Here is a 25,839-nt window from a genome sequence, read left to right on the forward strand (position 1 = left end):
AAAATTCACATAAGTAACGTTATATGTTAATTATGAGACAAAATTAAAGATTAATTTTTACACAGAATTTTTTTTTCTGGATTTTATGATTTTTTCCTCAAAATAGTAAGAAATAATACCGCCCAGCCAATAATTAATAAGAATCCGCCCAAAGGTGTTGCGAATACGATAATCTTAGAATCAAAAACTGTAAGACTTTTTGTAGCTAATAAATAAATAGATCCGCTAAAGAGAACAACACCTGCAACAACCAGATTATAGATTGTTTTCACGGTTTTTTCAGCAATGTCTTTTCGGGTTGAAAGAAAAAGTAAAAAAAGAGCGTGGTACATTTGGTAACGAACACCAACCTCAAAAGTGTTTAACTCCTCGACGGCCAGATATTTCTTTAATAAATGGGCTCCAAAAGCACCAAAAATAATGGCCAGCATTCCTATAAAGGCTCCAGTCAAAACTATTCTTCTTTTCATATTTTCCAGACTTTTAATTTAAAACAAAAATACTTCATCCTATTCAATTTTCATTTTAGTTTTTAAAATATTTCAGTCCTAAAAATGACTTTTTTGATTAATTTACGAATTAAATAATTATCATTTTTTAAATTAAATTTGTTATATTTATAACATTTTAATATGTTTGTGTTAAATATTAGAGTTTATGAGAAGTGTTTTAATAATTGGAGCCGGCAGATCAGCATCTTCGCTGATTCGCTATTTACTGGCAAAATCAGAAACTGAAAACCTGCATCTTGTTGTTGCCGATTTATCTTTGGCTTTGGCCGAGAAAAAAACACAAAAACATCCAAATGCAACTCCAATTGCTTTAGATATATTTAATACCGAAGAAAGACGTGCTGCAATCGAAAACGCTTCGATTGTAATTTCGATGCTTCCGGCACATTTACATATCGAAATTGCAAAAGACTGTCTGCAGTTCAAAAAACATCTTGTAACTGCATCCTATATAAGTGATGCAATGCAGGCTTTGGATGAAGACGCCAAAAAGAATGACTTAATTTTCATGAACGAAATTGGTCTTGATCCTGGAATCGACCATATGAGTGCCATGAAAGTTATTGACGAAATTACCTCAAAAGGCGGCAATATGCTTTTGTTTGAATCATTTTGCGGTGGTTTAGTTGCTCCCGAATCTGATAATAATTTATGGAATTACAAATTTACCTGGGCACCGCGAAATGTAGTTTTGGCCGGACAAGGCGGAGCAGCAAAATTTATTCAGGAAGGCACTTATAAATATATTCCATACAGTGCTTTATTTCGCCGGACTGAATTTCTTGAAGTCGAAGGTTACGGAAAATTTGAAGCATATTCAAACCGCGATTCTTTAAAATACAAATCAATTTACGGACTTGACAATGTCCTGACCTTATATAGAGGAACAATTAGAAGAGTTGGTTTTTCGAAAGCCTGGAATATGTTCGTGCAGCTAGGAATGACAGATGACAGTTATGTTATCGAAGATTCTGAAAACATGAGTTATCGCCAATTCATGAATTCGTTTCTTCCTTATCATCCAACAGATTCTGTTGAAATTAAAACCCGCTTTATCCTTAAAATCGATCAGGACGACATTATGTGGGATAAACTTTTAGAACTGGATTTATTCAACCCAAACAAAAAAGTGGGTCTGCCAAATGCAACTCCGGCTCAAATTTTAGAAAAAATCTTAACCGACAGCTGGGCTCTGGAACCAAATGATAAAGATATGATCGTAATGTATCATAAATTTGGTTATGAACTAAACGGAGAAAAGAAACAAATCGATTCAAAAATGGTTTGTATTGGCGACGATCAAACTTATACCGCAATGGCAAAAACAGTTGGACTTCCCGTTGCGATGGCAACTTTACTTATTTTAAACGGAAAAATTACAACTCCAGGCGTTCAGCTTCCGATAAAAAAAGAAGTTTACGAACCTATATTAAAGGAATTAGAGGAGTACGGTGTTATTTTTAACGAACAAACTGTACCTTATTTTGGATACAATCCTGATTTATTTTAATCTAGATCCCGCTTTTATTTTTAGAATTTTTTTTAGTTTATTTTTCCGCTTCTATCTTTTTAGAAGCGGAATTTTTTTAGGTTCAAAGGGACAGAGCCATAGGGTTTCTTGGCAGACGTTTATATTTTTATGAATTCAATGATTTTATTTGCAATTTCATTTTGTCCATTTTCGCTAATCAGATAAGTTCTGTCATTTTCATTTGACAAATAGCCAATTTCTACTAATAATGCAGGGCATTTTGAATTTTTGAGTACAAAGTAGTTTGCATCTTTAACCTCACCTCTGGCAAGTTTTCCATTTGAGATTTTATCAACTAAATTTTCAGCCTTCTCCTTTGATTCTTCATAAAAAGCATTTTGTTTTGAAACATATGCATTTATCCCATTTTCATTCAAATTTTTTGAACTATTTATATGTAAAGAAATAACCAAACTTGGGTTTATCTTATTTATTTTCGATACCCTTTCGCTTAATTGAATAAAGCTGTCATCTTTTCTAAGCAAAATAATTTCAATTTCATCTTTACCATTCAATAAGTTTATTTTATTCGCAATATTTTCTACAATTTTCTTTTCTTGCTCGGCACCAATTTGCGCTCCAATATCTTCTCCTCCATGTCCGGCATCAATTACTATAGTTTTTTTGCTGCTCAATGGCAATGGTTTGAAAGCTAATATCAAAAAGATGGTTAAAAGGCCTAAAACAGCTAAAGACTGCATCATTAAAGCTTTTGTTTTTGAAGTGATTTTTGTCATCATAATAAGTCGTTTTTTTGTTGATAAAAAATTTAAATTACTAGTTAAATAAATTGGTTGGGAAATGTTGAATTTGTTGAGCAAAAGGTTCTGATATAAATAAACATCATTATGTGATGCTATTACATTTTCATCTGCCAAAAACTCATGATTAAGCTGAATGGCTTTTTTGTAAAAAATAAAGATAGGATTGAACCAAAATAACGTTTTCAAAACTTCTATAAAAATCACATCAAGAGTATGTTTTTGCTTTACATGGGCAATTTCATGCGTAAACAATTCTTGTTCTATTAGTCCATTTTCAAAATCATTTTGATTCATGTAAATGGAATTCCAAAACGAATAAGGCAATGTTTTCTCTGAGAGCAAAACCATTCTTATGTTTTGATGCACAATGATTTTAGATACTTTAGCCTTAGATGTGATTTTATGAATATTTTGAACAAACCGATAACTTAGTATTAAAGTAATTAAACCATAAGTTATCCATAATAGTAAAAGCCAGTAATTGGTTTGTTCTTCTGTGTTTATATTTATTAATTCTGTTTGAATCGGAAGATGATCTGTATTAGTCGGAAACGGAATTGCATTATTGTACACAATAGGAATATCTTGTTGAATTTCAAAAGACATAAAAGGAATCACTATTGAAAACAATAAACTGACTAATAGAAAGTACCTGTTGAAACGAAACATTTTTTCTTTTTTCAAGAACAAATGATATACAGCCAAAAGAACGCTTAAGCTAACTGCTGATTTTATTAGAAAGTCTGTCATTTTTTCTTTTTTTGAATTTCTGAATCGATAATTTTTCTAAGATCTTCTAATTCTGAAGCGGATAGATTTGTTTCGGTTGTAAAAAACGAAGCAAACTGCGAAGCTGAATTATTAAAGAAATTGCTAATAAGTCCTTTTACATGTTTTGAGAAATAATCTGTTTTTTTTACCAAAGGATAATATTCTCTCGAATTTCCAAATTCATTGTAAGCAACAAATTTTTTGTCAATCATTCGTTTTAAAAGCGTTGCTACGGTTGTTGTTGCCGGTTTTGGTTTTGGATACGCTTCCAGTAAATCTTTCATAAAAGCTTTTTCAAGCTTCCAAAGATGTTCCATTAATTGTTCTTCTGAGTTTGATAGCTGCATTTTTTTAAGGTTCTGAGTTACTAAGGTTCTAAGTTTTTTTACATTTTTTCAACTCTACATTTATAGATATTGTTCTACAAATGTAGAGTTTAAATTTTAATATGCAAATTTTTTTAAGAAAAATTTCTTTTAAGTTTCAAAGTAACAGAGATTTAAAGGATATTTTTTTAATTGCCTCCAGTTTTAGCTGGAGGTATAGAAGGAATACAAGAGAAAAGGCTTTAGCCAAATTTCCACTGCATTTATATAAAAAACAACACCTATAATTCGGCTAAAGCCAATGCTAATCTCTTTTAAAACCTCCAGCTAAAGCTGGAGGCAATTGAAAAAATCTTTGTTTCTTTCCAAAAAAAAATCCGTTCATTTCTGAACGGATTCTATATCTTAAAAATTAATCTTTGCGACCTTGCTCCCGATAACTACCGGGATTGCGAGCAAAAACCATAGCGAACTTTGCGGTTAAAAACTACTTAGAAAGCTCCACAAAATATTTATAAAACAATGGAATAGTTTCAATTCCTTTCAAGTAATTAAAGATTCCGAAATGTTCATTTGGCGAGTGAATTGCGTCGCTGTCCAAACCAAATCCCATTAAAATCGTTTTGCTTTTTAGTTCTTTCTCAAACAAAGCCACAATTGGAATACTTCCACCAGAACGAACCGGAATTGCCGGAACTCCAAACGTTTCTGTATACGCTTTATTTGCAGCCTGATATCCAATACTGTCAATTGGCGTAACATAACCTTGTCCGCCGTGGTGAGGTGTAACTTTTACCTTAACTCCAGCCGGAGCAATACTTGTGAAATGTTTTGTAAAAAGTTCTGTAATCTCAACCCAATCCTGATTTGGAACCAAACGCATCGAGATTTTAGCAAACGCTTTACTCGCAATAACCGTTTTGGCACCTTCGCCAGTGTAACCGCCCCAGATTCCGTTTACGTCTAAAGTCGGACGGATTGAGTTGCGCTCGTTTGTTACATAACCTTTTTCGCCATAAACATCAGCAATGTTTAAAGCGTTTTTATATTTTTCTAAACTAAAAGGCGCTTTTGCCATTTCAGCTCTTTCCTCTGCAGATAATTCCTGAACTTTATCATAGAATCCCGGAATTGTAATATGATTGTTTTCGTCGTGAAGAGAAGCGATCATTTTTGCCAAAATATTAATTGGGTTCGCCACTGCCCCGCCGTATAAACCAGAATGTAAATCGCGGTTTGGACCTGTAACTTCTACCTCAACATAACTCAAACCTCTTAAACCTGTCGTAATCGATGGCTGCTGGTTAGAAATCATTCCAGTATCTGAAATCAAAATAACGTCATTTTTCAGTTTTTCCTGATTGCGTTCTACGAACCAGGCCAAACTTGCAGAACCTACTTCTTCTTCACCTTCAATCATGAATTTTACGTTACAAGGCAACACATTGTTCTGCACCATATATTCAAGTGCTTTTACGTGCATGAACATCTGACCTTTGTCGTCACACGCTCCACGGGCGAAGATTGCACCTTCCGGGTGAATATCTGTTGTTTTTATAACTGGTTCAAAAGGTGGTGAAGTCCATAATTCTAATGGATCTGGCGGTTGAACATCGTAGTGTCCGTAAACTAAAACTGTCGGAAGATTTGGGTCGATTATTTTTTCTCCATAAATAATTGGATAACCCGGAGTATCGCAAACTTCAACTAAATCGCAGCCTGCTTTTGATAAACTTTCTTTTACAGCCTCTGCTGTGTCAATAACATCTTGAGAATATGCGGTGTCAGCACTTACCGACGGAATCTTTAATAATTCGATCAATTCATTGATAAACCGATCTTTATGTTGTTGAACGTAGGACTTAATATTTTCCATTTAAATTATTTTTATAGAAAACCAAAAGTACAAAAAAGAGAATTAATATTTTTTTTGAAATTTTTCTTTGAATATTCGAAAGTATGCTTATCTTTGCACCCACAATTACGCGGATATGGTGAAATTGGTAGACATGCCAGACTTAGGATCTGGTGCCGCAAGGCGTGTAGGTTCGAGTCCTATTATCCGCACTAAAAAAGCTTCTGAAGATTTTTCAGAAGCTTTTTTGTTTTTGGTGCGTTTTACTTTTTGTTATTAAAATTGTTGATAAGCAATTTACTACAATATCATTTTATTGGTTTCTATTTTTATTTTTGAAACTCTCAAAATTAACTTACAACGTAAAAATGATAGACGATTTAAAAAAGTCATTTGATCAAATTATATACGAAAGAACGACCAGCCCGTTTTATGGTTCTTTTATAATTTCATGGTGTTTATGGAACTGGAAAATTATATATCTGACCTTTTTTGTTTCCCAAGACAAAATTGATTCAAACAAAATTGATTACATAGTCACTAATTTTTCAGCTTTTAAAAACATATTTATTTTCCCTCTACTTTCTTCAATCTTCATTATAACTCTGGTTCCTTTTATAACCAATGGTGCATATTGGCTTTCATTAAAATTCAATAAATGGAGGGTCGACCAAAAAAATTTAGTCGATGGAAAACAATTGTTAAGCATAGAACAATCAATTGAATTAAGAGAACAAATTTCTAAGCAAGAAGAAAGATTTGCCAAACTCGTAGAAGATAAAAACCTCGAAATAAAACAACTGAATTTACAAATACAAGAATATCAAAAAAAAGAACCAACTGTAACCTTAGAAAAACTTCTTGAAACAGACAATAGTATCACCCCTTCAGATGAACTATCTCTTTTTGCTGATAGAGTAAAAAGTAATCCTGAAGAGCTTAAACAATATGAAAATATCATATTTTATATTCAAAAAGGATATTCCCCAGCAGAGTCTTCAGACGTTTCTACAAAATTTTTAGCATTGTTAGAATCTTACGATATAGTTAGTCGACAACCAAACACTTTATATGTAGTAACTGAGACGGGGAAAAAATTCTATAGACTTGTACATAGCACAAATTAACTACCAAACATAATAACATAACGAATTTCAACATAGAATAAATGAAAAAAATATACTCATGGATTATCGATAAATGGTTAGCAGGTTTTATAACAGCAAGTTTCTTTTTTATCTTGAAGCTATATATCGAATTACCAGAAGATTCAAAATCTAATTTTTTTAATTTTGGATGGTTAAAGGAAATTTTCAACATGCAAATCCCTTTATATTTTGCAATTTTGATAGTGCTTTTTTTAATTATCATTACTCGTTTTGAAAAGTTAAGACTAAAACGTGGATTTACTTCAGAAAAATCACACGAAAGCAAAACTCCATATAATCATTACAAAAATTATAAAAGTGATATTTTTGGAGTAAAAAAATCAAAATGGAGCTGGGATTATAAATGGTTGGCTCACAGACAATCATTTGAAATTACCGACTTAAAACCTAACTGTCCTGTTTGCGATACAACAATGGATTTAGATGATTATAGTTATCATTCAGCAGATTGCCATAAATGCAGATTAGATGGAAAAAATTATACTTTCCGAATCAGCGAAAACATCAGTGATGTTTCTAAAGAAATTATTCGAAAAATAAAAAATAACGAAGTGTCAACATAAACACAAAATACTAATAATAAAACAATTAACACCAAAACCAATCCAACAAAAAGATTTCTTCCGTATCTTTGCCAATCAAAAAAAATCTGCCAAAAAACTCTTCTCTTTGCCTATTACAGAACAAATTCCCCAAATTTTGTTTCGGTTATAAAATTCATTTTTCAACAACCTAACAATAAACAAAATGGAACCACAACTACAAGAAATTCGAGAACAGCAGAAAGCATCTTGGAACAAATTTTCTCCAGGCTGGAAAAAATGGGATCATGAAATTCTGGATTTTATGAGGCCTTTTGCCGATGAAATCATTCGTTCAATAAACCCAAAAGAATCAGACGTAATTTTAGATGTCGCGGCTGGAACTGGCGAACCGGGTTTGAGCATTGCCACGATGCTTTCTGACGGAAAAGTCGTTATTACAGATCTCGCTGACGATATGCTTACAATTGCCCGCGAAAATGCTTTTAGAAAAGGAATTACAAATGTTGAATTTACTGCTTGCGATGTAAGCGAACTTCCTTTTTACGACAATACCTTCGATGCCATAAGCTGTCGAATGGGTTTTATGTTTTTTCCAGATATGCTTTTAGCGGCAAAAGAAATGTATCGGGTTCTGAAACCTGGCGGCAAAATCGCAGCTGCAGTTTGGAGCAGTCCTGAGAAAAATTTTTGGGTCACTGCTGTTGGCGGAACAATTAACAGAAACATGCAGCTCACTCCTCCGCCTCCCGAAGCTCCGGGTATGTTTCGCTGTTCCAAAAGCGGTTTAATGACCGATATTTTTAAACAGGCCGGATTTAAAAATACTACCGAAACAGAACTAACTGGCAAATTAAATTGCGGTACTGCAGATGTTTATTGGAATCTGATCACAGAAATTGCCGCACCTTTTGTTGCTGCGCTCAGCAATGCTGATGATGCGATGAAAGAAAAAATCAAACAAGAAGTTTTTACTTTAGTAAATGAAAAATTCCCTGACGGAAATGTCATTATCGACGGGAACGCACTTGTGATTGCAGCAGAGAAATGATTTATAACCTATAAACAATCCAAAATCCATCTAGTTTGTCATTCCGAGGAACGAGGAATCTCACGCGCAGATCTACAAAGATTGGCGCTTTTCTTTGCGGAATTACTTGTGCTATTCCTCGTTCCTCGGAATGACAAAAAAATGACGATTATGATTGCGAAGATGGATTAAAATCCATCCCTACAATATAATTTGTTCCTACGGAACGCTATATAAAATTCCAAAGGAATGATTTATTTTGCAGCAACGTCCCGAAGCTTCGGGATTAATCCATTGAAGACAAAGTAACCACAAAGATTATCATCTTGACGAATGGAGATTTTAGCACCACGACGGGTTGTACACATGAAAAAATTATTGGGAAACATCTCAATTTTTGTCGATTTGCTGTTTTAGTTTCTCCTTTCGTCGAAATGAAAATAATATCTTTTATTTAATCAACATCCAAATAAGGATCAAGAACTTCTGCCAATTTATTCAGCCAATAAAAATTATCATCAATATTGTTTAATTCAGATTCTAAGGTTTCGCAACCTCGCATTGAACATAACGAAAGAGCGTAATTTACCTGTCGTATTGTTTTTGCTAAATCTTTTCGTCCGATGGAATGAATTAAAAAGTCTTTTATTCTTGTTTCAATTTCTTCTGAAAAATGATTTGTACTCATAATTTTATAATTTAAAATATTGCAAAAATCATCAGGAACATTTATTTTATATAGGCAAATATACCTTCAACTCTAATTATTTTTTTCATATAGAAAATCAAATTTTCGGCTAAAGCCTTTCTCTTTCAAGTATAAAAAAACCTCCAGCTAAAGCAGGAGGCAATTCAAATTATACTCATTTATTTAAATGAACTTATATTTCTTATATGGCTTAAAATTTTAGCTGTTTAATAATTCCAAAATTTTATCGACATTAATTTCGCTGTAATCATTAATATAAAAATCACATACAGGAAGCTCTTCTTTTGTATGCGTACTCAAAACACCAACTACTTTCATTCCGGCATTTAATCCCGCTGTAATGCCCGAAAAAGAATCCTCGAAAACCACACAATCAGACGGAGAAACACCTACACGCTCTGCCGATTTTAGATATACTTCTGGATTTGGTTTATGAAACTTAACATCTTCGCTGGACATCATCGAATCCATTTTATGGGCAATTTGTAATGTATTTATAATCAAATCAAGATTCGCACGCGGCGCCGATGTTGCAACAGCGGTTTTAAAACCGCGAGATTTTAATTCGCTTAAAAAATCCAAATAATGCGGAATCGTATCGACTTTGTCTTTGTAAATTTCACGAAACATTCCTTCTTTTTCGTCTTCAAGTTTTAGAAGTTCTTCTCCCGCAATGGGGCGCTTGAAGAAATGCGTCATAATATAACTATTATGTTTTCCGTACATATGTTCTTCAAATTCTTCGTTGGTATAAGGAATTTGATATTTATCGAAAAACGCCTCAAAAGCCTTCACATGATGCGGATTGGTTTGAGAAATCACGCCATCCATATCAAAAATTACACATTGCTGTTTCATTCTATATTTTTGTTTTTTAACGGCTGCAAGATAGGGTAATAAAGCGTTATTCCACAGTGATCCGCAAAGGTTTTTCGCGAAGATTCGCAGAATTTTTTAATCTCGCAGAGTTCGCACAAACGCAAAGTTTTTATTAAAACCATAACCAATGGTTTCAATCATTGGAGTGCAATGCATTGCCACAATATAAATCATTACAATACGTCTAAGGTTGAAACCTTGGGCTATATTTGAACTACAATATCCCAAACAGAATCCCCAAAACTTAAATAACCTTTGTGGGCTTTGTGTAAATCTTAGTCTTAGCTCTTTTGCAGTTAAACCAAAAAAACAAAAAAGCCTTTCTTAACGGAAAGGCTTTTTCTAATATTGCGGTCTGGACGGGACTCGAACCCGCGACCCCATGCGTGACAGGCATGTATTCTAACCAACTGAACTACCAAACCTACTGCGTTATTGTGAATGCAAAAATACAACAGAACTTGGATTCTGCAAGGGTTTTGATGAATTAAAATTGAGAAAATTTTAATTGGTTGATTTTAAATAAATTCCAATCTTATGAAATTCCAAATTCAAATTAAAAATGACAATCTTCATCAAAGCCTATCGCTTAAACAAAGATTTTTCGTGCTTTTTATTCTTGTAAACATAGCTCGTGGTTCAACCACAGGAACGCAATCATGATCACAATTTGTATTTCCGTGGTTAAACCACGGGCTATGTTTAAAATCTAATTCAATAAATCATTATAAGCAAAAAATCCGCAAAGCTTAAAAAAACTTTGCGGACTTTGCGTAAATTATAGTGCTCTTTGCGGTTAAACTCAATATGTCTTAAATCAAAAAAGCCATCCACAAAAGTGGAAAGCTTTTCATTGGTCTAACTACTAAACCAGCTGCGAGTTACAAAGTCGCAGCAAAACAACACAACTAATCTTAGATACCGTATTTGGGCAAAAAAGCCTTTCTTAACAGAAAGGCTTCTCCCAATATTGCGGTCTGGACGGGACTCGAACCCGCGACCCCATGCGTGACAGGCATGTATTCTAACCAACTGAACTACCAAACCTCTGCGTTATTGCGGTTGCAAAGATAGTACAGAATTTCGTTTCTGCAAGTGTTTTGATAAAAAAAATGAAATAAATTTTTAAATTCTTAGCCAAAGTTTTGTTTTTCAACCAAATATGTAGTCAATATTTTTTCAAAATTATCGCCAACATTTACCGGAACGTACTTAATTTGATTCTTTGCGCAGGTTAAAGCCAAGTTTTTAAAGTAAGCTTCTACCCTTTTTTCATATTCAACTTTAACATTATCGGCAAAAATCGAAACTTCTTCTCCCGATTCTAAGTCGATAAACTTTCTTGGTGCATTATCAAAATCAAATTTCAATTCGGTTTCATTATCAACCACATGAAACAAAACTACTTTATGTTTGTTGTGTTTTAAATGCTGTAGAGCGTTAAAAAGCTTTTCGTCATCTTCGGCCTGAAACATATCTGTAAACAAAATAATCATCGATCGACGGTGCATTTTCTCTGCTATTTGATGCAGATATGTAATGGTATCGGTCGTTTTTTTGACTTTTGACTGCACTAATAATTCTTCCAGTTTATTCAAAAGCATTCTGTGGTGACGATCGCTTCCTTTTTCTGGAGCATAATATTCGTATTTATCAGAGAAAACACTTAAACCTACGGCATCGCGCTGTTTCTTTAAAATATTCATTAAAACCGCCGAAGCCAAAACTGCAAAGCCAATCTTCTTTTCATAAAATGGCTGATTTGATTTCAGTTCGGGGTAATGCATCGACGACGAATTATCGACAATAAGATGACACCGTAAATTGGTTTCTTCTTCAAAACGTTTCGTATACAAACGGTCTGTTTTGGCAAATAATTTCCAATCGATATGTTTAGTGCTTTCGCCTGCGTTGTAGACTTTATGTTCAGCAAATTCAGCCGAAAATCCATGAAACGGACTTTTGTGCATTCCGGATATAAAACCTTCTACAACTTGATTTGCCAGCATTTCGAGGTGCTGAAAACTTGAAACTTTCTCTATTTCCGATTCGATTTTCATTCGGTTTCTTTTTTAATATTTTGTGCTTTATAAAGCAAATCTGCTGCCTGGAATAATTTCCTCTTCAGAATCGGACTAAAATTAGGGTTTTCTTTTAAGAATCGCTGTACTTCATCAAAAGCAAATTTCGACGAATATTTCCCAACGATATTATCCAGCCAGTCTTTCGGAAAGAAAATATCTCCCGTGCGCTGAATTTCATCAACCAAATCTAATGAAAATCTAATATACTTTTGCGCACTTTCCTGACGCAGCGGATGATGAATATTACTTAAACCAACCGAAACCCACGATTCTTTTTCACGGTTTTTATCGTCTTTTAAAGATTCCATAAAAGCATTGCGAACCAATTCGTCTTTTGACAATGACGGGAGCAGGAATTCAAAACGTTTTTGTTTATCTGGATTTGTAATAGTTGTTCTTGTTTTTTCTAATATTTCATCTGCTTTTTCATGTTTGAAAATCGCTAAATTCATCGCTATGTTGGTAAAATCGTCTTCATTTAATTTTAAACCCGGAATTACGATTTCTTTATTCCAAATTTGATATAATTTAGCTTTCGCCGAAGCGGAATACGCAGTTGAACTAAACAAACCAAATAAGGTCTTTTTTATATTAGCAGATAAATTAGTCTGCAGGCGTGAGTATAAAGTATAACTAAGTAAATTTTGAACTCTATCTTGTTGTTTTTGGGTTAAAAATCTCCAGTAAATAGAGCTCAGATTATTCGATACAATTCGCAAAACCAATTCATTTTCTTCGAATTGGATTCCTTTAAAAAAACAATTAAAAGTCTCATCCGCAGAAACATTTCCTATCAGCATATTTTCATAAAGGTTACTGTAAGCCGAAGCTCTCGCAACCTCATCTTTTAAAGCAGCAATATAATCTAAATTGTTTCCGTCAAGCGGAAAAACCCCGTATCCAAAACCGTTATAATTGTAAATAATTGTGTTTGGCTTTTCAAGTCCTGCAGCTTCTTTTAAAATAAGGTCTTTGTCTTTAATATTAACGTTTAAAACTTTCACATTATCATCATAAACGAAACCAATTTGAAAAACCTGAGGCCAGATATTATTGGATTTATCTTCGGCGTTTTGCTGAATTTCAAATTTTTTGATTCGGTCTTTAGAATCGTATTCAATCTTATCTGTAAAAACGGCCCTGCCTGATTTATTGACCCAGACTTCACTCCATTTTTTCATATCAAGCGGCGTTTCGGCATCCAGAATTTCTACGAGATTATTCCAGTCGGCATTGTCGTTGGCATATTTTTTAATGTATTTTTCAATTCCTTTTTGAAACGATTCTTTTCCCATCGAAGCTTCAAGCTGGCGCATCATAATTGGAGCTTTGTTGTAAATAATGGATCCATAAAGCGAACCGGCATCTTTTAAATTTGCCAAATGCTGTTTAATTGGATGTGTCCCCAAAGATCGATCTTCTGCGAAAGCACTAGCATAATGCGCTGTAAAAAATTGCAGATTATGATTGACTTTCGGGAAAATTGGATTCATAATTTTATCGGCCATAAAATTGGCAAAAACTTCTTTCATCCAAACATCATCAAACCATTTCATCGTTACCAAATCACCAAACCACATGTGAGAAGTTTCGTGAGCAATAAGTTTCGCTCGGTTTAATTTCTCACTGTCAGTTGCGCTGTTGTCCAAAAATAAAGTCGATTCTCTATATTGAATCGCGCCAACATGTTCCATTCCGCCATATTGAAAAACGGGAATTGAAGCAAAATCTAACTTTTGAAACGAAAATTTATAATGGGTATATTTTTCTAAAAAATCTAAAGACTGTTGATGCAGATCGAAAATAGTATCAGTACTGGTTTTTATCTTTTCAGGATTATTTTCGCGATACAACATTGTCATCTCTAAACCTGGTTTTTTCGTAACGCTTTTAAATTTTCCGGCAACGAAAGAAAACAAATATGTGCTCATTTTATCTGATTCCCCAAAAACATAATTCGTAAAATCACCTTTTTCGACTTTCTCTTTTACATCGGCTCCAGCCAAAACCGACCAATCTTTTGGCACAGAAAGACTCAGTTTATAAGTCGCTTTTATATCTGGCTGGTCAAAACAAGGGAATAATGTACTCGCACGATCAGGAACTAAAAGTGTGTAAAGAAAATCATCATTTCGGTTTAAAGATAAATTGCCTGCGATGAAGGAAACAGAGACTGTATTTTTCCCTAAAACTAAAGCCGAAGAAGCAATTATAATATGCCCTTTTTCATAAACAATTGCGATACTTTTTCTATTTACTTCAAGCGTTTTTATGTTTTGAAATTTCTCTTTAAAATCTAAAAGCAAAGGCTGGCTTAAATCAGACAATTTCAAGTTTACATTCAAATGAGAATTGATGTTTTCTTCTTTCTGATTCGGAATTTCAAAAGACAATTCGTATCGAATATCAGAAATCTGTTTTTTTCGAAATTGTGCCAATTGCTCTGAAACCCCATTTTCTAAAAACACACTTTCTTTTTCTTTTGATTGAGAAAAACCAATTGAAATCAATATAATAAAAGAAAAAAAAGTGTATAGAATTTTCATTTTTAAAGGAATATAAGACGCGTTAAAAATAAAAAAAGTTTACCACGAATTGCATGAATTTTTACAAATTATAGTATTGGCTGAAATGATAAAAACCAATCAAATCTGAAATAAAAAAATTAGTGGGAATTCGTGAAATTCTCGGCAAAAAAAATCTGAAATATTTAAAAAATAAGAAAGGCTTGACTCTCGTCAAACCTTTTTTATATAAATTATAATCTTACGATTACAACAAAGCGTCTAAGCTGTCAGCGTAGGTTTGTTTCGGAGCAACTCCTACTTGTTTTCCTACTACTTCACCGTTATGAAACACCAAAACGGTTGGTATGTTACGCACACCATATTTAGCAGCAAACTCCTGGTTAGCATCTACATCTACTTTACCAACCACAACTTTACCTGCATATTCATCGCTTAATTGGTCAATGATTGGACCAACCATTCTACAAGGACCGCACCATGCTGCCCAAAAATCTACCATTACTGGTTTATCTGATTTTAAAACCACTTCGTCAAAAGTAGCATCTGTTATTGCTAATGCCATAATTATTTTTCTTTAAAGTTATTCTCAGCTTTCGTCTCGGGAGACTTTTAATACTTGCAAAACTGAGGTACAAAGTTAAAAATTAAAAACAAATCATACACCATAAGCAAATTAGTTTTGATTATAAAAGTATCGTCAATAATTATATTGCTAAAAATTAAAATAATTGTAAGTTTTAACTTATATTTGAAATTAGTCAATTTTATCTTATCTCTAATGAGCAGGAAATTCATCAAAATGCACACAACATTACATAACGTAACAACATTTTTTCAATCGGCAGGGTTTAAAAAATACGCCAAACGATTTGGTATTTTTGTCATTGCCATAGTTGGAATACTTTTGCTGGCTTGCGGCGGATTAGCTTTATATTTCAACCAAAATAAATCAGAAATTATAGCTAAAATAAACACAAAAATTAATGAAAACATAAACGGAAAGTTTCATATTGGCGATTTTCAATATAAGTTTCTAACCGGTTTACCTAATTTCACTTTAGCTTTAAAAGATGTCGAACTCAAAGACAACAAATGGGATACCCATCACCATACTTTACTAAAAGCACAGGAAATTGAAGCACGTTTAAATGTTTGGAATTTGCTGCGAAAAGAAATCAACATTCATAAAATACTGATTAACGACGCCGATATTTATATTTATAAAACCAAAGATGGCTACACAAACTCTGATATTTTTAAACCAAAAAAGAAAAAATCTCCCAAAAATAAATCAAAACCCGAAACTACAATCGACGAAATTGACCTCAATGATGTTCATATTATTATTGATAATCAATTAGGAAATAAATTGTTTGATTTTGGTGTTCATAATTTAAACTCAAAAGTTGAGTATAACGGAGACGACTGGAATACTGATTTATTTTTAGATACTCAAATAAACAGTTTAGCCTTTAATACCGTTCACGGAAGTTTTGCCAAACAAAAAGAACTCAAAGGAACTCTGGCTGTTTCTTATCAAGCCGACAAACAAAAAATCGATGTTTCAACCAAAAACTTAAAAATTGGCTCTGATTCATTTGATATTGCGGCTTATTTTAACGTGGGTAAAACCAATTCCCTTTTCGGAATCAATATTAATACCCGTATTTTATGGAGTAATGCTTCACATTTATTATCTGGAAATATAAGTTCGAAACTGAATAGGTTTGATTTAAAAAAACCAATTAATGTAAACTGCGATCTAAAAGGTGATTTAAATGTTCACGACGATCCTAAAATCGTGGTTCAGGCTGTAGCCAAAAACAACGAACTCACCATTCCCGACGGACGAATTGACAAATGTAATTTCAGAGGAATTTTTACAAACAATTTCAAACCAAAAAATGGGTTTAACGATCCGAACTCGGCTGTAATTTTAACCCGATTTTCAGGAGAATATCAAAATATCCCGCTTTCAATTCCGCAAGTTGTAATTAGCAATCTAGAGAAGCCCATCGCAACTGGAATCGTAAGTTCTGATTTTGATATCGAAAGACTCAACGAAGTAAGCAACGAAAAGTGGATTCATTTCTTTGAAGGCCACGCCAAAGCAAATTTAAAATTTCAGTTTGATATTGTTGATCTATACATTAAAAAACCAAAGTTTATAGGAAATGTCGATGTCGATAACGCTTCGTTTCATTATATCCCGAAAAATGTTCACGCAGTAAAAACAAACATTCATCTTGATTTTACAGAGAAGGCTTTGCTTATTAAACAAATCGCTTACAAACACAAAAAGAATACAATTTTTATAGAAGGAAAAATCGATAATTTCTTAAATTTATATTATGATGCACCCGAAAGTATGGTTGTGAACTGGAACATTTACTGTCCCAATATCGATCTTAAACAATTTCTTGGTGTTTTGGCAACTTCTCAAAAAAAGAAAACAGCAGTAAAAAATAATAAAAAAACAACTATTTCAAGTCATTTGCGAAACGTAATCGAAAATTGTATTGTTGTAATTGATATTAAAGCAGATAAAATCAATTATAACAAACTAACCGCAACTAACACAACGGCAAGGATCTCAATGCAGGATTCTAAGTTGGTTATAAAAAATGGTTCGCTTCAAACTTCAGGCGGTAGCATCACTTTTAACAGCGAAGTTTTACCAAGCGGAAAAAATTATGCTTTCAGCTCAAACGCACATGTAAACCGGGTTGATATTGCAAGTTTTTTAAGATCGTTCAACAATTTTGGAATCAAATCTTTTAATCCAAATAGCATAAAAGGCAGATTGACCAGCACAGCAAACGTAAACGGTTTTATCAACAGTCAAGGTGAATTATTAACCAATTCAATGCATGGAAAACTAGATTTCAAAGTCAATCAAGGTGCGTTACTCAACTTTGAGCCTATCGTAAAAATTGGCAAATTTGCTTTTCCGTTTCGCGATGTCAATAATATAACTTTCAGCGATTTATCCGGTCACCTTAATATGCGCGGCGAACAAATTGACATTAATAATCTAACCATAAGTTCAAATGTATTAAACATCGATGTTGATGGAGTTTATTCTTTCGGCCGAGGAACCAATCTCGCCCTCACAATCCCACTAAGAAATTCTAAAAACGATGCCAAACTCGCCAGCAAAGCCGAACGCGACGCCGTGCGCGAACGCGGTATTGTGCTTCATTTACTTGCTGTTGATGATGATGGGAAAATGAAGATTAAGTGGGGGAAGAAGGAGAAGTAAAGACAATTATCGTCACAGTCTTGTCATTCCGAGGAACGAGGAATCGCACTAGAGAATCGACAAAGATTGGCGAATTTCTGCACGGAAATACTTGTGCGATTTCTCCTTACGTAGAAATGACAAACTAGACCCTTTTATTATTTTACACACAATCTTGTCATTCCGAGGAACGAAGAAATCGCACTAAAAAGTTGGCAAAGATTGGCGATCTTTTAAATTTATAACTAGCTATTTCCTGCTGTCCACTATACCTTTTATAGCGGGGTTCGCCATAAAAGAATGCCGTTTCCATCAGGGCTAAGACAGTCTTTTTCATAAGAAAATTTCAATCTAATTATTTAAATGTTAAAGTTAACAATCTAATTGAAAACTATTCAGAATGAGGTCAATTGTACACAGCTCAATTATATGAACAAAACTATCTTTGAATTAAAATCTTATTATAAAACATGAAATATTCAACAGAAATAATTTTCGGAAAAGATCAAGTAATAAAATATAATAGTAAGCAAGTCTTTACTGATTACGAAAAAATTATCAATTTAAAAAAATACACTTTTGAAACTCGAGCAGAAAGAAATGCCTTTTATAATGGAATGGGAGAAGCGATCGGTTGGTTAGAATTTAAAGTAACACAAGAATTCGAAGAGATTCATAATAAACAAGATGAAGAGGATAAATTTGATTATTGGGCATTTATTGAAAAATATTACCCTAAATATTATCACTGTGATAATGTGTTACTAAGTGATATTTTAACTAGAAAACTTGTAGGCGAAGAGATTTGTGAAGAAGATGAAGAAAATATTAAAGATTGGAATATTAGAAATGAGTTATTTGAATTAGATAAAGAATTACTTTGTGAAGCGTTTGAAAATTACTTTAATACTACTTACCCTGAAAATATCAATCTCTAACAAATGTTTTGAATCATTTTTCTTCTTTTTAATCTATATTTGATATTAATACTCAAATTACGAATAATGGCACCTATAAGACTCTGGACAAAAGAAGAATTAATCGTTGCTTTTAATTTATACTTAAAAATTGAATTTGGAAAAACCCATTCTAGTAATCCAAAGATCATTAAGTTAGCTAATCTTATTAATAGAACACCTGCATCAATAGTAATGCGATTGGGAAATTTCGCTAGCATTGATCCATTTCATATTAATAGAGGTATTAGTGGTTTAAAAAATGGCATGAATCAAGTTCAACCTATTTGGGATGAATTTTTCTATAACCAAGAAGAATTAATATTCTTGAGTGAACAAATTCTTGCTCAAAAACAAAATATTTCAATTGAAGATAAATATGAAGATATTCTTTTTGATATAAAAAACTTAAAAGGCGAAGATGTTTTTCGGACAGTAAAAACGAGAGTAAATCAATCCGTTTTTCGACAAATGATTTTATCCAATTACAATAATCGATGTGCAATTTCTGGTATTGATATTCCTGAACTTTTATTAGCCAGTCATATAATTCCTTGGTCCAAAAACGAAGAACATAGATTAAATCCTGAAAATGGAATTTGTTTCTCTGCACTTTATGACAGGGCTTTCGATAAAGGATTAATCGGAATAAATCCTGACCACAAAATAATATTTTCTGATACTCTAAAAAATAAAAAGAACAGTGAATACTTTCACAAATATTTTGCGACAATTGAGAATCAAGAAATACTCAAAGCTCAAAAGTATTTACCAAGAAAAGAGTTTTTAGAACATCATTTAGATACAATTTTTAATAAGTAATAAACCCGCATGGATTAGCTGTCCTACGCCTTTCAAGAGCGTTGCAGTTGTTTCCAATACCGCCACCATACCACACGGGTAAAATTTCATTATATAATCTTCAATTACTCAACCTCAAAATAAGGATTCAAAATCTCGGCTAATTCATTCAGCCAATAATAACCTTTTTCAAGATTTATTTTCTCTGTTTGAAAAGTTTCGCAATCCCGAATTATACTCAAAGCAATTAAATAATTGATTTGCCGAATCGCTTTTGCAAGACTTTCGGGATCAACGGTTTTGTTGAAGAAATCTGCTAAACGAATTTCTGTTTCTTTGGAAAGGGTGTTTGTACTCATTTTTTTGCATTTTAGGAAATATAAAACCCGCATAGCTACAGGTGTCCTACGCTGCAAAAAGAGCGTTGCGGTTGTTTCCAATACCGCCACCATACCACACGGGCAAGAAGTTTTTTCGATTTCATATTTTTTGCATTTTAGGAATTGCAAATATATCAAAAAACCCAAGCGAATTATATGGTTTTCTTACAATTTAGTTTACTTGTTGTTGTGGCGTTTCTAGTGCAATTCTTCCTTCTTCAGAATAAAAAATTAACACTAAAAATATCATAATGTTTTATTAACTCTCTTGGCTTTTCTTTCTAAAATAAATAGATTTGAGAAACAAACATTAAATATAAACCGTTATGAAAATTCAAATCAATACCGACAAAAACATCGAAGGACACCAAAGATTAGAAAAATATTTCTCTGAAGAATTAGAAAAAGGTTTAGCGCGTTTTGAAGATAAAATCACACGCATTGAAGTACATTTTGGAGATGAAAATGGAGAAAAATTCAGCCTGAATGATAAAAAATGTGTTCTTGAAGTTCGTACAGCAAAACTACAGCCAATCACTGTAACAGAACATGCCGAAACTCTTGAAAAAGCTTTTAACGGTGCTTTGAGCAAAGCTAAAAAAACACTTACTACAACTTTCGAAAAACTGAAAGCGCACTAAATTTCAAAATACATAAAAAAAGACGTTTCAGATTGAAACGTCTTTTTTTATGTATTTTGAAAAGGGACAAAGATGCAAAGTGACAAGGGTTCAAAGTTTTCTTTGCGCTTGTCACTTTGCATCTTTGTCCCTTTGCAACTTTTCTTTATGATTTTGGCAGCGGAGCTCCTACGGCGATATCGCAGCGATGGCCTGGTTGTCCGTGCGCCGGGTTCATTCCTTCTGCAACTGTTTTATTTGCGTCGGTGCTTAATAGAGCAGGAACTGGATTTCCTGCAGGAACGGTTACATTTTGTGTCATTGTTCCGCCTTGTGGTGTCGAAGCTGCAGGAGTAGTTTTAGCCGCTACCGGAGAATTTAAAGGCGCTCCAACCGGAATATCACATCTATGCCCCGGCTGTCCGTGCGATGGATTCATTCCTTTTCCAACTTTTACTGGCGCAGCTACTGTAGTCGTAACCACATTTTTTTGATTCGGATTTACTTGTACTGTCTGCCCTGCTTGCGCTGGAACTTGTTGTACTTGCTGCACTTGTTGTGTTGGCGCAGAATTTAAAGGTGCTCCAACTGCAATATCACAGCGGTGTCCCGGCTGTCCGTGAGCCGGATTTAATCCTTTTGTATCGCTTAAAACGGTATTCGGATTTGAAGGTGAAGCCTGAGTCTGCTGAACTACTGAAGGCGTTTTCGTTGTATCTTTTGCAAGTCCAAGTCTTACCAATTCAGATGTTGCAGTACTTTCCTGTGGTTCTAATTCCTTTTTGCAGGAAACAAAAAGTAATGAGGTTATAGCGAGTGAACTTATAAAGATTTTCGGATTCATATTTGGGATATTTTAAAGCACTCAAATATAATCACTTTTTGAGATTAAACCATATAAAGTTATGTAAGATAATTTAAGTTTTGGGTTGGTTTATTTTATCGTTTTAATCTCGCGATCCCGATAGTTATCAGAAGCAGAGCTGCGAAATTTTTTGCACGCAGATTTGGCAGATTTTTGCAGATAAAAATTTATATAAAATCTGCGGAATCTGCGTGAAACCTTTCATAATTTAAAATTCCTTACCTTTAAAATAAAATACTATATTCCATGAAAAAAACAATTCTACTACTTTTATTCGTTGCTTCTTTTGCAAATGCTCAAACCGACAAAGACAAAATCAATCAAACTCTTGATGCGTGGCACAAAGCTGCCGGCGAGGTAAAATTTGATGCTTATTTTAATACTTTGGCCAATGATGCGATTTACATAGGAACTGATGCAACCGAAAACTGGACAAAAAAAGAATTTCAAATTTGGGCAAAACCGTTTTTCGACAAAGGGACAACCTGGAATTTTAAAGCGCTTGAACGTCATATCTTTTTTGACAAATCAGGAAAAACAGCTTGGTTTGATGAATTATTGGATACACAAATGAAAATTTGCCGCGGTTCTGGAGTTTTGGTAAAAGTGGGGAAAGAATGGAAAATTCAGCATTATGTATTATCAATGACAATTCCGAATAATGAAGTTGATGCCGTAACCAAAATAAAAGCACCGATTGAAGATATTTTGATTGCGAAGCTTCAAAAAAAATAAACATTTTTATGCTTTATTCTTATAAACATAACTTTTATAGGGCTTTATTAGCATCGCTATTAAATTAATTATAATATAATTGATAATATTAGGTGTGTTTTGGAATCATAAAATGAAAAACTATTAAAAAAGCGATCAATATTTTACAAATTCAACCAAAATTAAAACACAACCACTATTTTAACAGCCCCTAAAATCTAAATATTTAATTTTTTTTAACTTTGACCCCAAAAAAAATAGGGTTAAATAAAGTATTTGAAAAATGAAAATAGAAAAGCGCTGGATCATTTCCTTTATCATTATTAGCATTGTTTGTATTATTGGCGCATTTTGGCCAACTGTTACCGAAAACAGTTATGTATTATCTGAATTTGACACAACCGATCATATCGTTCCTGCGGATGTTGCCTGGATGCTGACTTCTTGTTGCCTAGTTTTAATCATGACACCAGGATTGTCTTTCTTTTATGGCGGAATGGTAGGCCGCAAAAATGTGATTTCGACAATGCTGCAAAGTTTTATCTGTCTTGGTGTTGTTACACTTTTATGGGTTGTTGTGGCTTTTAGTCTTGCATTTGGAGAACCTGTAGGTTTTGGTTCTGGAGATCACTTTTATAGTTTTTTCGGAAATCCAGCCACTTTTGCTTTTATGGATTATGTAAACATCTTGCCTCATAAGCAATTAGCGAATACAATTCCGTTTATGTTGTTTGCATTGTTCCAAATGAAGTTTGCCATTATCGCTCCTGCAATTATTACGGGTTCGTTTGCAGAACGTGTTCGTTTTATATCGTATTTACTTTTCATCAGTTTGTTTACCATTTTTATTTATGCGCCTTTGTGCCATTCGGTTTGGTATCCTACAGGTATTTTAGGAAGTTATTTTGGAGTTAAAGATTTCGCTGGAGGAACCGTAGTTCATATGAGTTCTGGTTTTGCAGCTTTAGCGGGAGTTTTGGTTTTAGGAAAAAGAAAAAACAGTCAGCATATTCCAACCAATATTCCGTTTGTATTATTAGGAACGGGAATGTTATGGTTTGGCTGGTTTGGATTCAACGCTGGTTCTGCGCTTGCAGCCAACGGAACTGCTGCTATGGCTTTTGCAACGACTACAACATCATCGGCGGCAGCCATGTTAACCTGGGTTTTCTTCGATAGAATGAACGGAAGAAAAGTTTCTGCTCTTGGGGCTTGTATCGGAGCCGTTGTAGGTTTGGTAGCGATTACTCCAGCCGCAGGATTTGTTTCAGTTCCTGAAAGTATGTTCTTTGGATTCATTACGGCTTTGGTTTCAAACTCTGTTGTAAATTGCCGTTTATCAAAAAGATTTGATGATACTCTTGATGTTTTTGCCTGTCACGGTGTTGGAGGAATTATGGGGATGATTTTAACCGCAATTTTTGCGCATGGTGAAAATGCAAGTTTATTACACGGAGGCTGGAATGTATTTGCACATCATATGATTGCCTTAGTTCTGGTTTCAATCTTTACTTTCTTCGGAGCTTATTTCTTATTTAAAGTAACAAATTTCATTATTCCGCTTCGTGTTTCTGAAGAAAACGAACATATCGGATTGGATTTATCGCAGCACGACGAAACATTAGATCCAAAATTAAAACCAATTACAGAACCGCATTACGGTTGAAAATAAAGTTTTACCACAAATTACACGAATTTCCACGAATCTTTTTCACTCATACCGATTAAATTAATTCGTGGAAATTAGTAATTCGTGGCAAACAATTTAAAAACATATAGTCCCTAGGGGACATTTTTATCGATATCCATTTTTTTTCTACCGATATTTTACTCCTAACGGAGTATATTTAAAACAATATTTCACGACTAAGAAGTATCTCGTAGAGATTGAATATTGGTAAAAACAAATAATCTGCATCTTGAAGTTGTCCCTACGGGACAACACAGATTAATGTTTAGAAAAATCTTTTTAATCCTTAAAATCTGTGGCAAAAAACTTTAAAACCCAATTGCACTATTTTCATTCGTTTATATTGCTTAATTTTGCTGAAAATTTTTGTAAAAAGTGGGAAGTAAAAATAAACTAAAAAGATTCAGAGAAAACGAAACATTTCAAAACGTTTTTCAACCAACAAGAGAAGAAGTTGTAGGCAATTTAATGCCTTTGAGAGGAAAATGGAATTCGGATTTCTTTAAAAATGATAATCCTCTGGTTTTAGAATTAGGATGTGGAAAAGGTGAATACTCAGTTGGATTAGCAGAAAAATATCCCAACAAAAATTTTATCGGAATTGACATTAAAGGTGCTCGTTTCTGGCGTGGTGCTAAAACTGCCGTGGAAACCGGTCTTCATAATGTTGCTTTTGTTCGTACTCAAATCGAACTTATCAATCATATTTTTGATGAAAATGAAGTGGATGAAATCTGGATTACTTTTCCGGATCCGCAGATAAAATACAAAAGAACAAAACACAGAATGACGAATTCTGAGTTCTTGAAATTGTATAAAAAAATCCTTAAAAAAGACGGTGTCGTAAACCTTAAAACCGACAGCGAATTTATGCACGGTTATACGCTTGGACTGCTTCACGGAGAAGGCCATGAAGTTTTGTATGCCAACCATAATGTATACAGAAATGAAGGAAGCCCGGAGGAAGTTACTGCTTTTCAAACATTTTATGAAAAACAATATTTAGAAATTAACAAGGCAATTACGTATATTCGTTTTAAAATTAAAGACTAATTTAATTTTGAAAAACATCTTTTAATCGCTTAAACAACTGAATGGTATATCTTACTCCATTACTTTCAGGCTTTATTGCCGCTGCAATTGGTATTATTCCGCCGGGATTAATCAATATGACGGCAGCCAAAACAAACCTTAAAGAAGGAAAAAAGAATGCTTTATGGTTTGTTATCGGTGCAGTTTTGGTGATTTTTTGTCAGGTTTATGTTGCGGTTTTATTTGCACAGGTAATCGACAATCGTCCAGATGTTGTTACTTTGTTACGTGAAATAGGTTTTGTTATTTTTTCGATTTTAACAATATACTTTTTGTTTATTGCCAAAGAGCCAAAAACCAAAAAGAAATCGAAGATTAAAAAGAGTAGTAAAAAAAGTCGTTTCTTCTTGGGAATCCTGCTTTCTGCACTAAACTTTTTTCCCATTCCGTATTATGTTGTAGTAAGTGTAACTTTGGCGTCTTACAATCTTTTTGTATTTGAAAACAGCATTATTTTCACTTTTGTTTTAGGATCTGTTTTGGGTTCGTTTGCTGTTTTGTACAGTTATATCGCTTTCTTTGGAAAGATAGAAAAGAAAACCGATTACTTAATGCGAAACATGAATACTATTATTGGAAGTATTACAGGGTTAGTTGCCATTGTAACGCTTTTTAATATTTTGAATTATTATTTCGGGTAAAAATTTTATAGGCCACAGATTATACGGATTAAAATGATTTTTTTACTTTGTGGTTAAATGTTTTACACGGATTTATTTAGCATATCTAAAAGGATTTTTTTATTTAATATTAATCTGTTTAAATCTCCAAAATCTGCGG

At 33.4% G+C, this 25,839-nt stretch carries 23 protein-coding genes and 3 tRNA genes; 13 read left to right on the forward strand and 13 right to left on the reverse strand.

Translation table 11 applies throughout. The features are described 5' to 3' along the window. Positions 1-83: 83 nt before the first annotated feature. On the reverse strand, positions 84-470 hold the full coding sequence (locus tag LUU93_RS01415; RefSeq protein ID WP_232677372.1) for a DUF423 domain-containing protein: 387 nt from the start codon (positions 468-470) through the stop codon (positions 84-86). A gap of 187 nt (positions 471-657) precedes the next feature. Here LUU93_RS01415 and LUU93_RS01420 point away from each other — a divergent pair, with 187 nt between their 5' ends. Further along, positions 658-2,022, forward strand: a complete 1,365-nt coding sequence (locus LUU93_RS01420) for a saccharopine dehydrogenase family protein (RefSeq protein ID WP_232677377.1) — start codon at positions 658-660, stop codon at positions 2,020-2,022. Positions 2,023-2,141: 119 nt separating this feature from the next. On the opposite strand, the gene LUU93_RS01425 is transcribed toward LUU93_RS01420, so the two are convergent. From LUU93_RS01425 to LUU93_RS01435, 3 genes are all read right to left on the reverse strand, one after another. Then, positions 2,142-3,557 carry an N-acetylmuramoyl-L-alanine amidase gene (locus LUU93_RS01425; protein ID WP_232677378.1) on the reverse strand — a complete coding sequence of 472 codons (1,416 nt, stop codon included), beginning with the start codon at positions 3,555-3,557 and terminating at the stop codon, positions 2,142-2,144. Next, positions 3,554-3,925, reverse strand: a complete 372-nt coding sequence (locus tag LUU93_RS01430) for a BlaI/MecI/CopY family transcriptional regulator (RefSeq protein ID WP_056207485.1) — start codon at positions 3,923-3,925, stop codon at positions 3,554-3,556. Before LUU93_RS01430 ends, LUU93_RS01425 begins: the two co-directional genes overlap by 4 nt. Positions 3,926-4,391: 466 nt before the next feature. Then, complete coding sequence (locus tag LUU93_RS01435) at positions 4,392-5,780, reverse strand: dipeptidase (protein ID WP_232677380.1); 1,389 nt, start codon at positions 5,778-5,780, stop codon at positions 4,392-4,394. A 109-nt stretch (positions 5,781-5,889) separates the two neighbouring features. Between LUU93_RS01435 and LUU93_RS01440 the strand changes: the two genes are divergently transcribed. From LUU93_RS01440 to LUU93_RS01455, 4 genes are all read left to right on the forward strand, one after another. Continuing rightward, positions 5,890-5,971: transfer RNA gene (locus LUU93_RS01440), tRNA-Leu, on the forward strand. Positions 5,972-6,127: 156 nt separating this feature from the next. Continuing rightward, the gene (locus tag LUU93_RS01445) at positions 6,128-6,886 is read left to right on the forward strand and encodes a hypothetical protein (RefSeq protein WP_232677382.1); all 759 of its coding nucleotides are present in this window, start codon (positions 6,128-6,130) and stop codon (positions 6,884-6,886) included. Positions 6,887-6,927: 41 nt separating this feature from the next. Continuing rightward, entirely contained in the window at positions 6,928-7,491 is a 564-nt protein-coding gene (locus LUU93_RS01450) for a hypothetical protein (protein ID WP_232677385.1), read from the forward strand. Between the two features lie 184 nt (positions 7,492-7,675). Beyond that, on the forward strand, positions 7,676-8,521 hold the full coding sequence (locus LUU93_RS01455; protein ID WP_232677387.1) for a class I SAM-dependent methyltransferase: 846 nt from the start codon (positions 7,676-7,678) through the stop codon (positions 8,519-8,521). 433 nt (positions 8,522-8,954) lie between these two features. Here LUU93_RS01455 and LUU93_RS01460 read toward each other — a convergent pair whose 3' ends face one another. The 7 genes from LUU93_RS01460 to trxA form a co-directional block, all read right to left on the reverse strand. Continuing rightward, on the reverse strand, positions 8,955-9,188 hold the full coding sequence (locus tag LUU93_RS01460; protein WP_232677393.1) for a hypothetical protein: 234 nt from the start codon (positions 9,186-9,188) through the stop codon (positions 8,955-8,957). Positions 9,189-9,407: 219 nt separating this feature from the next. Beyond that, the gene (locus tag LUU93_RS01465) at positions 9,408-10,067 is read right to left on the reverse strand and encodes an HAD family hydrolase (protein ID WP_232677394.1); all 660 of its coding nucleotides are present in this window, start codon (positions 10,065-10,067) and stop codon (positions 9,408-9,410) included. Positions 10,068-10,439: 372 nt separating this feature from the next. Continuing rightward, a tRNA-Asp gene (locus LUU93_RS01470) sits at positions 10,440-10,513 on the reverse strand. Between the two features lie 548 nt (positions 10,514-11,061). Beyond that, a tRNA-Asp gene (locus LUU93_RS01475) sits at positions 11,062-11,135 on the reverse strand. Positions 11,136-11,221: 86 nt separating this feature from the next. Next, complete coding sequence (locus tag LUU93_RS01480; protein WP_232677400.1) at positions 11,222-12,148, reverse strand: DUF58 domain-containing protein; 927 nt, start codon at positions 12,146-12,148, stop codon at positions 11,222-11,224. Then, positions 12,145-14,718: a M1 family aminopeptidase gene (locus tag LUU93_RS01485; RefSeq protein ID WP_232677412.1), complete on the reverse strand. Its 2,574-nt coding sequence runs from the start codon at positions 14,716-14,718 to the stop codon at positions 12,145-12,147. The genes LUU93_RS01480 and LUU93_RS01485 overlap by 4 nt, the downstream gene beginning before the upstream one ends. A 226-nt stretch (positions 14,719-14,944) precedes the next feature. After that, the gene (trxA, locus tag LUU93_RS01490) at positions 14,945-15,262 is read right to left on the reverse strand and encodes a thioredoxin (RefSeq protein ID WP_012023423.1); all 318 of its coding nucleotides are present in this window, start codon (positions 15,260-15,262) and stop codon (positions 14,945-14,947) included. A gap of 216 nt (positions 15,263-15,478) precedes the next feature. Between trxA and LUU93_RS01495 the strand changes: the two genes are divergently transcribed. From LUU93_RS01495 to LUU93_RS01505, 3 genes are all read left to right on the forward strand, one after another. Then, positions 15,479-17,962, forward strand: coding sequence for an AsmA family protein (locus tag LUU93_RS01495; RefSeq protein ID WP_232677422.1), 2,484 nt, complete (start codon positions 15,479-15,481; stop codon positions 17,960-17,962). 449 nt (positions 17,963-18,411) lie between these two features. Continuing rightward, positions 18,412-18,879, forward strand: coding sequence for a hypothetical protein (locus LUU93_RS01500; protein ID WP_232677424.1), 468 nt, complete (start codon positions 18,412-18,414; stop codon positions 18,877-18,879). Positions 18,880-18,945: 66 nt separating this feature from the next. After that, on the forward strand, positions 18,946-19,719 hold the full coding sequence (locus LUU93_RS01505) for an HNH endonuclease (RefSeq protein ID WP_232677427.1): 774 nt from the start codon (positions 18,946-18,948) through the stop codon (positions 19,717-19,719). A gap of 104 nt (positions 19,720-19,823) precedes the next feature. Here the strand turns inward: LUU93_RS01505 and LUU93_RS01510 are convergent, their stop codons facing one another. Next, the gene (locus LUU93_RS01510) at positions 19,824-20,057 is read right to left on the reverse strand and encodes a hypothetical protein (RefSeq protein ID WP_232677429.1); all 234 of its coding nucleotides are present in this window, start codon (positions 20,055-20,057) and stop codon (positions 19,824-19,826) included. A 347-nt stretch (positions 20,058-20,404) separates the two neighbouring features. Here LUU93_RS01510 and LUU93_RS01515 point away from each other — a divergent pair, with 347 nt between their 5' ends. Then, on the forward strand, positions 20,405-20,719 hold the full coding sequence (locus LUU93_RS01515) for an HPF/RaiA family ribosome-associated protein (protein ID WP_053469929.1): 315 nt from the start codon (positions 20,405-20,407) through the stop codon (positions 20,717-20,719). Positions 20,720-20,864: 145 nt separating this feature from the next. Here LUU93_RS01515 and LUU93_RS01520 read toward each other — a convergent pair whose 3' ends face one another. After that, positions 20,865-21,542: a hypothetical protein gene (locus LUU93_RS01520; RefSeq protein ID WP_232677433.1), complete on the reverse strand. Its 678-nt coding sequence runs from the start codon at positions 21,540-21,542 to the stop codon at positions 20,865-20,867. A 267-nt stretch (positions 21,543-21,809) separates the two neighbouring features. On the opposite strand from LUU93_RS01520, the gene LUU93_RS01525 reads away from it, so the two are divergent. From LUU93_RS01525 to LUU93_RS01540, 4 genes are all read left to right on the forward strand, one after another. Beyond that, entirely contained in the window at positions 21,810-22,298 is a 489-nt protein-coding gene (locus LUU93_RS01525) for a nuclear transport factor 2 family protein (protein WP_232677443.1), read from the forward strand. Positions 22,299-22,560: 262 nt separating this feature from the next. Next, entirely contained in the window at positions 22,561-23,943 is a 1,383-nt protein-coding gene (locus LUU93_RS01530) for an ammonium transporter (protein ID WP_232677448.1), read from the forward strand. A 399-nt stretch (positions 23,944-24,342) separates the two neighbouring features. After that, positions 24,343-25,020 carry a tRNA (guanosine(46)-N7)-methyltransferase TrmB gene (gene trmB, locus LUU93_RS01535; RefSeq protein ID WP_232677457.1) on the forward strand — a complete coding sequence of 226 codons (678 nt, stop codon included), beginning with the start codon at positions 24,343-24,345 and terminating at the stop codon, positions 25,018-25,020. Positions 25,021-25,061: 41 nt separating this feature from the next. Next, a complete protein-coding gene (locus LUU93_RS01540; RefSeq protein ID WP_232677466.1) occupies positions 25,062-25,700 on the forward strand; it encodes a LysE family transporter in 639 nt (212 codons plus the stop codon). The last annotated feature ends 139 nt before the right edge of the window (positions 25,701-25,839 follow it).

Source organism: Flavobacterium soyae, assembly GCF_021245985.1.
GTDB classification, from domain to species: Bacteria; Bacteroidota; Bacteroidia; order Flavobacteriales; family Flavobacteriaceae; genus Flavobacterium; species Flavobacterium soyae.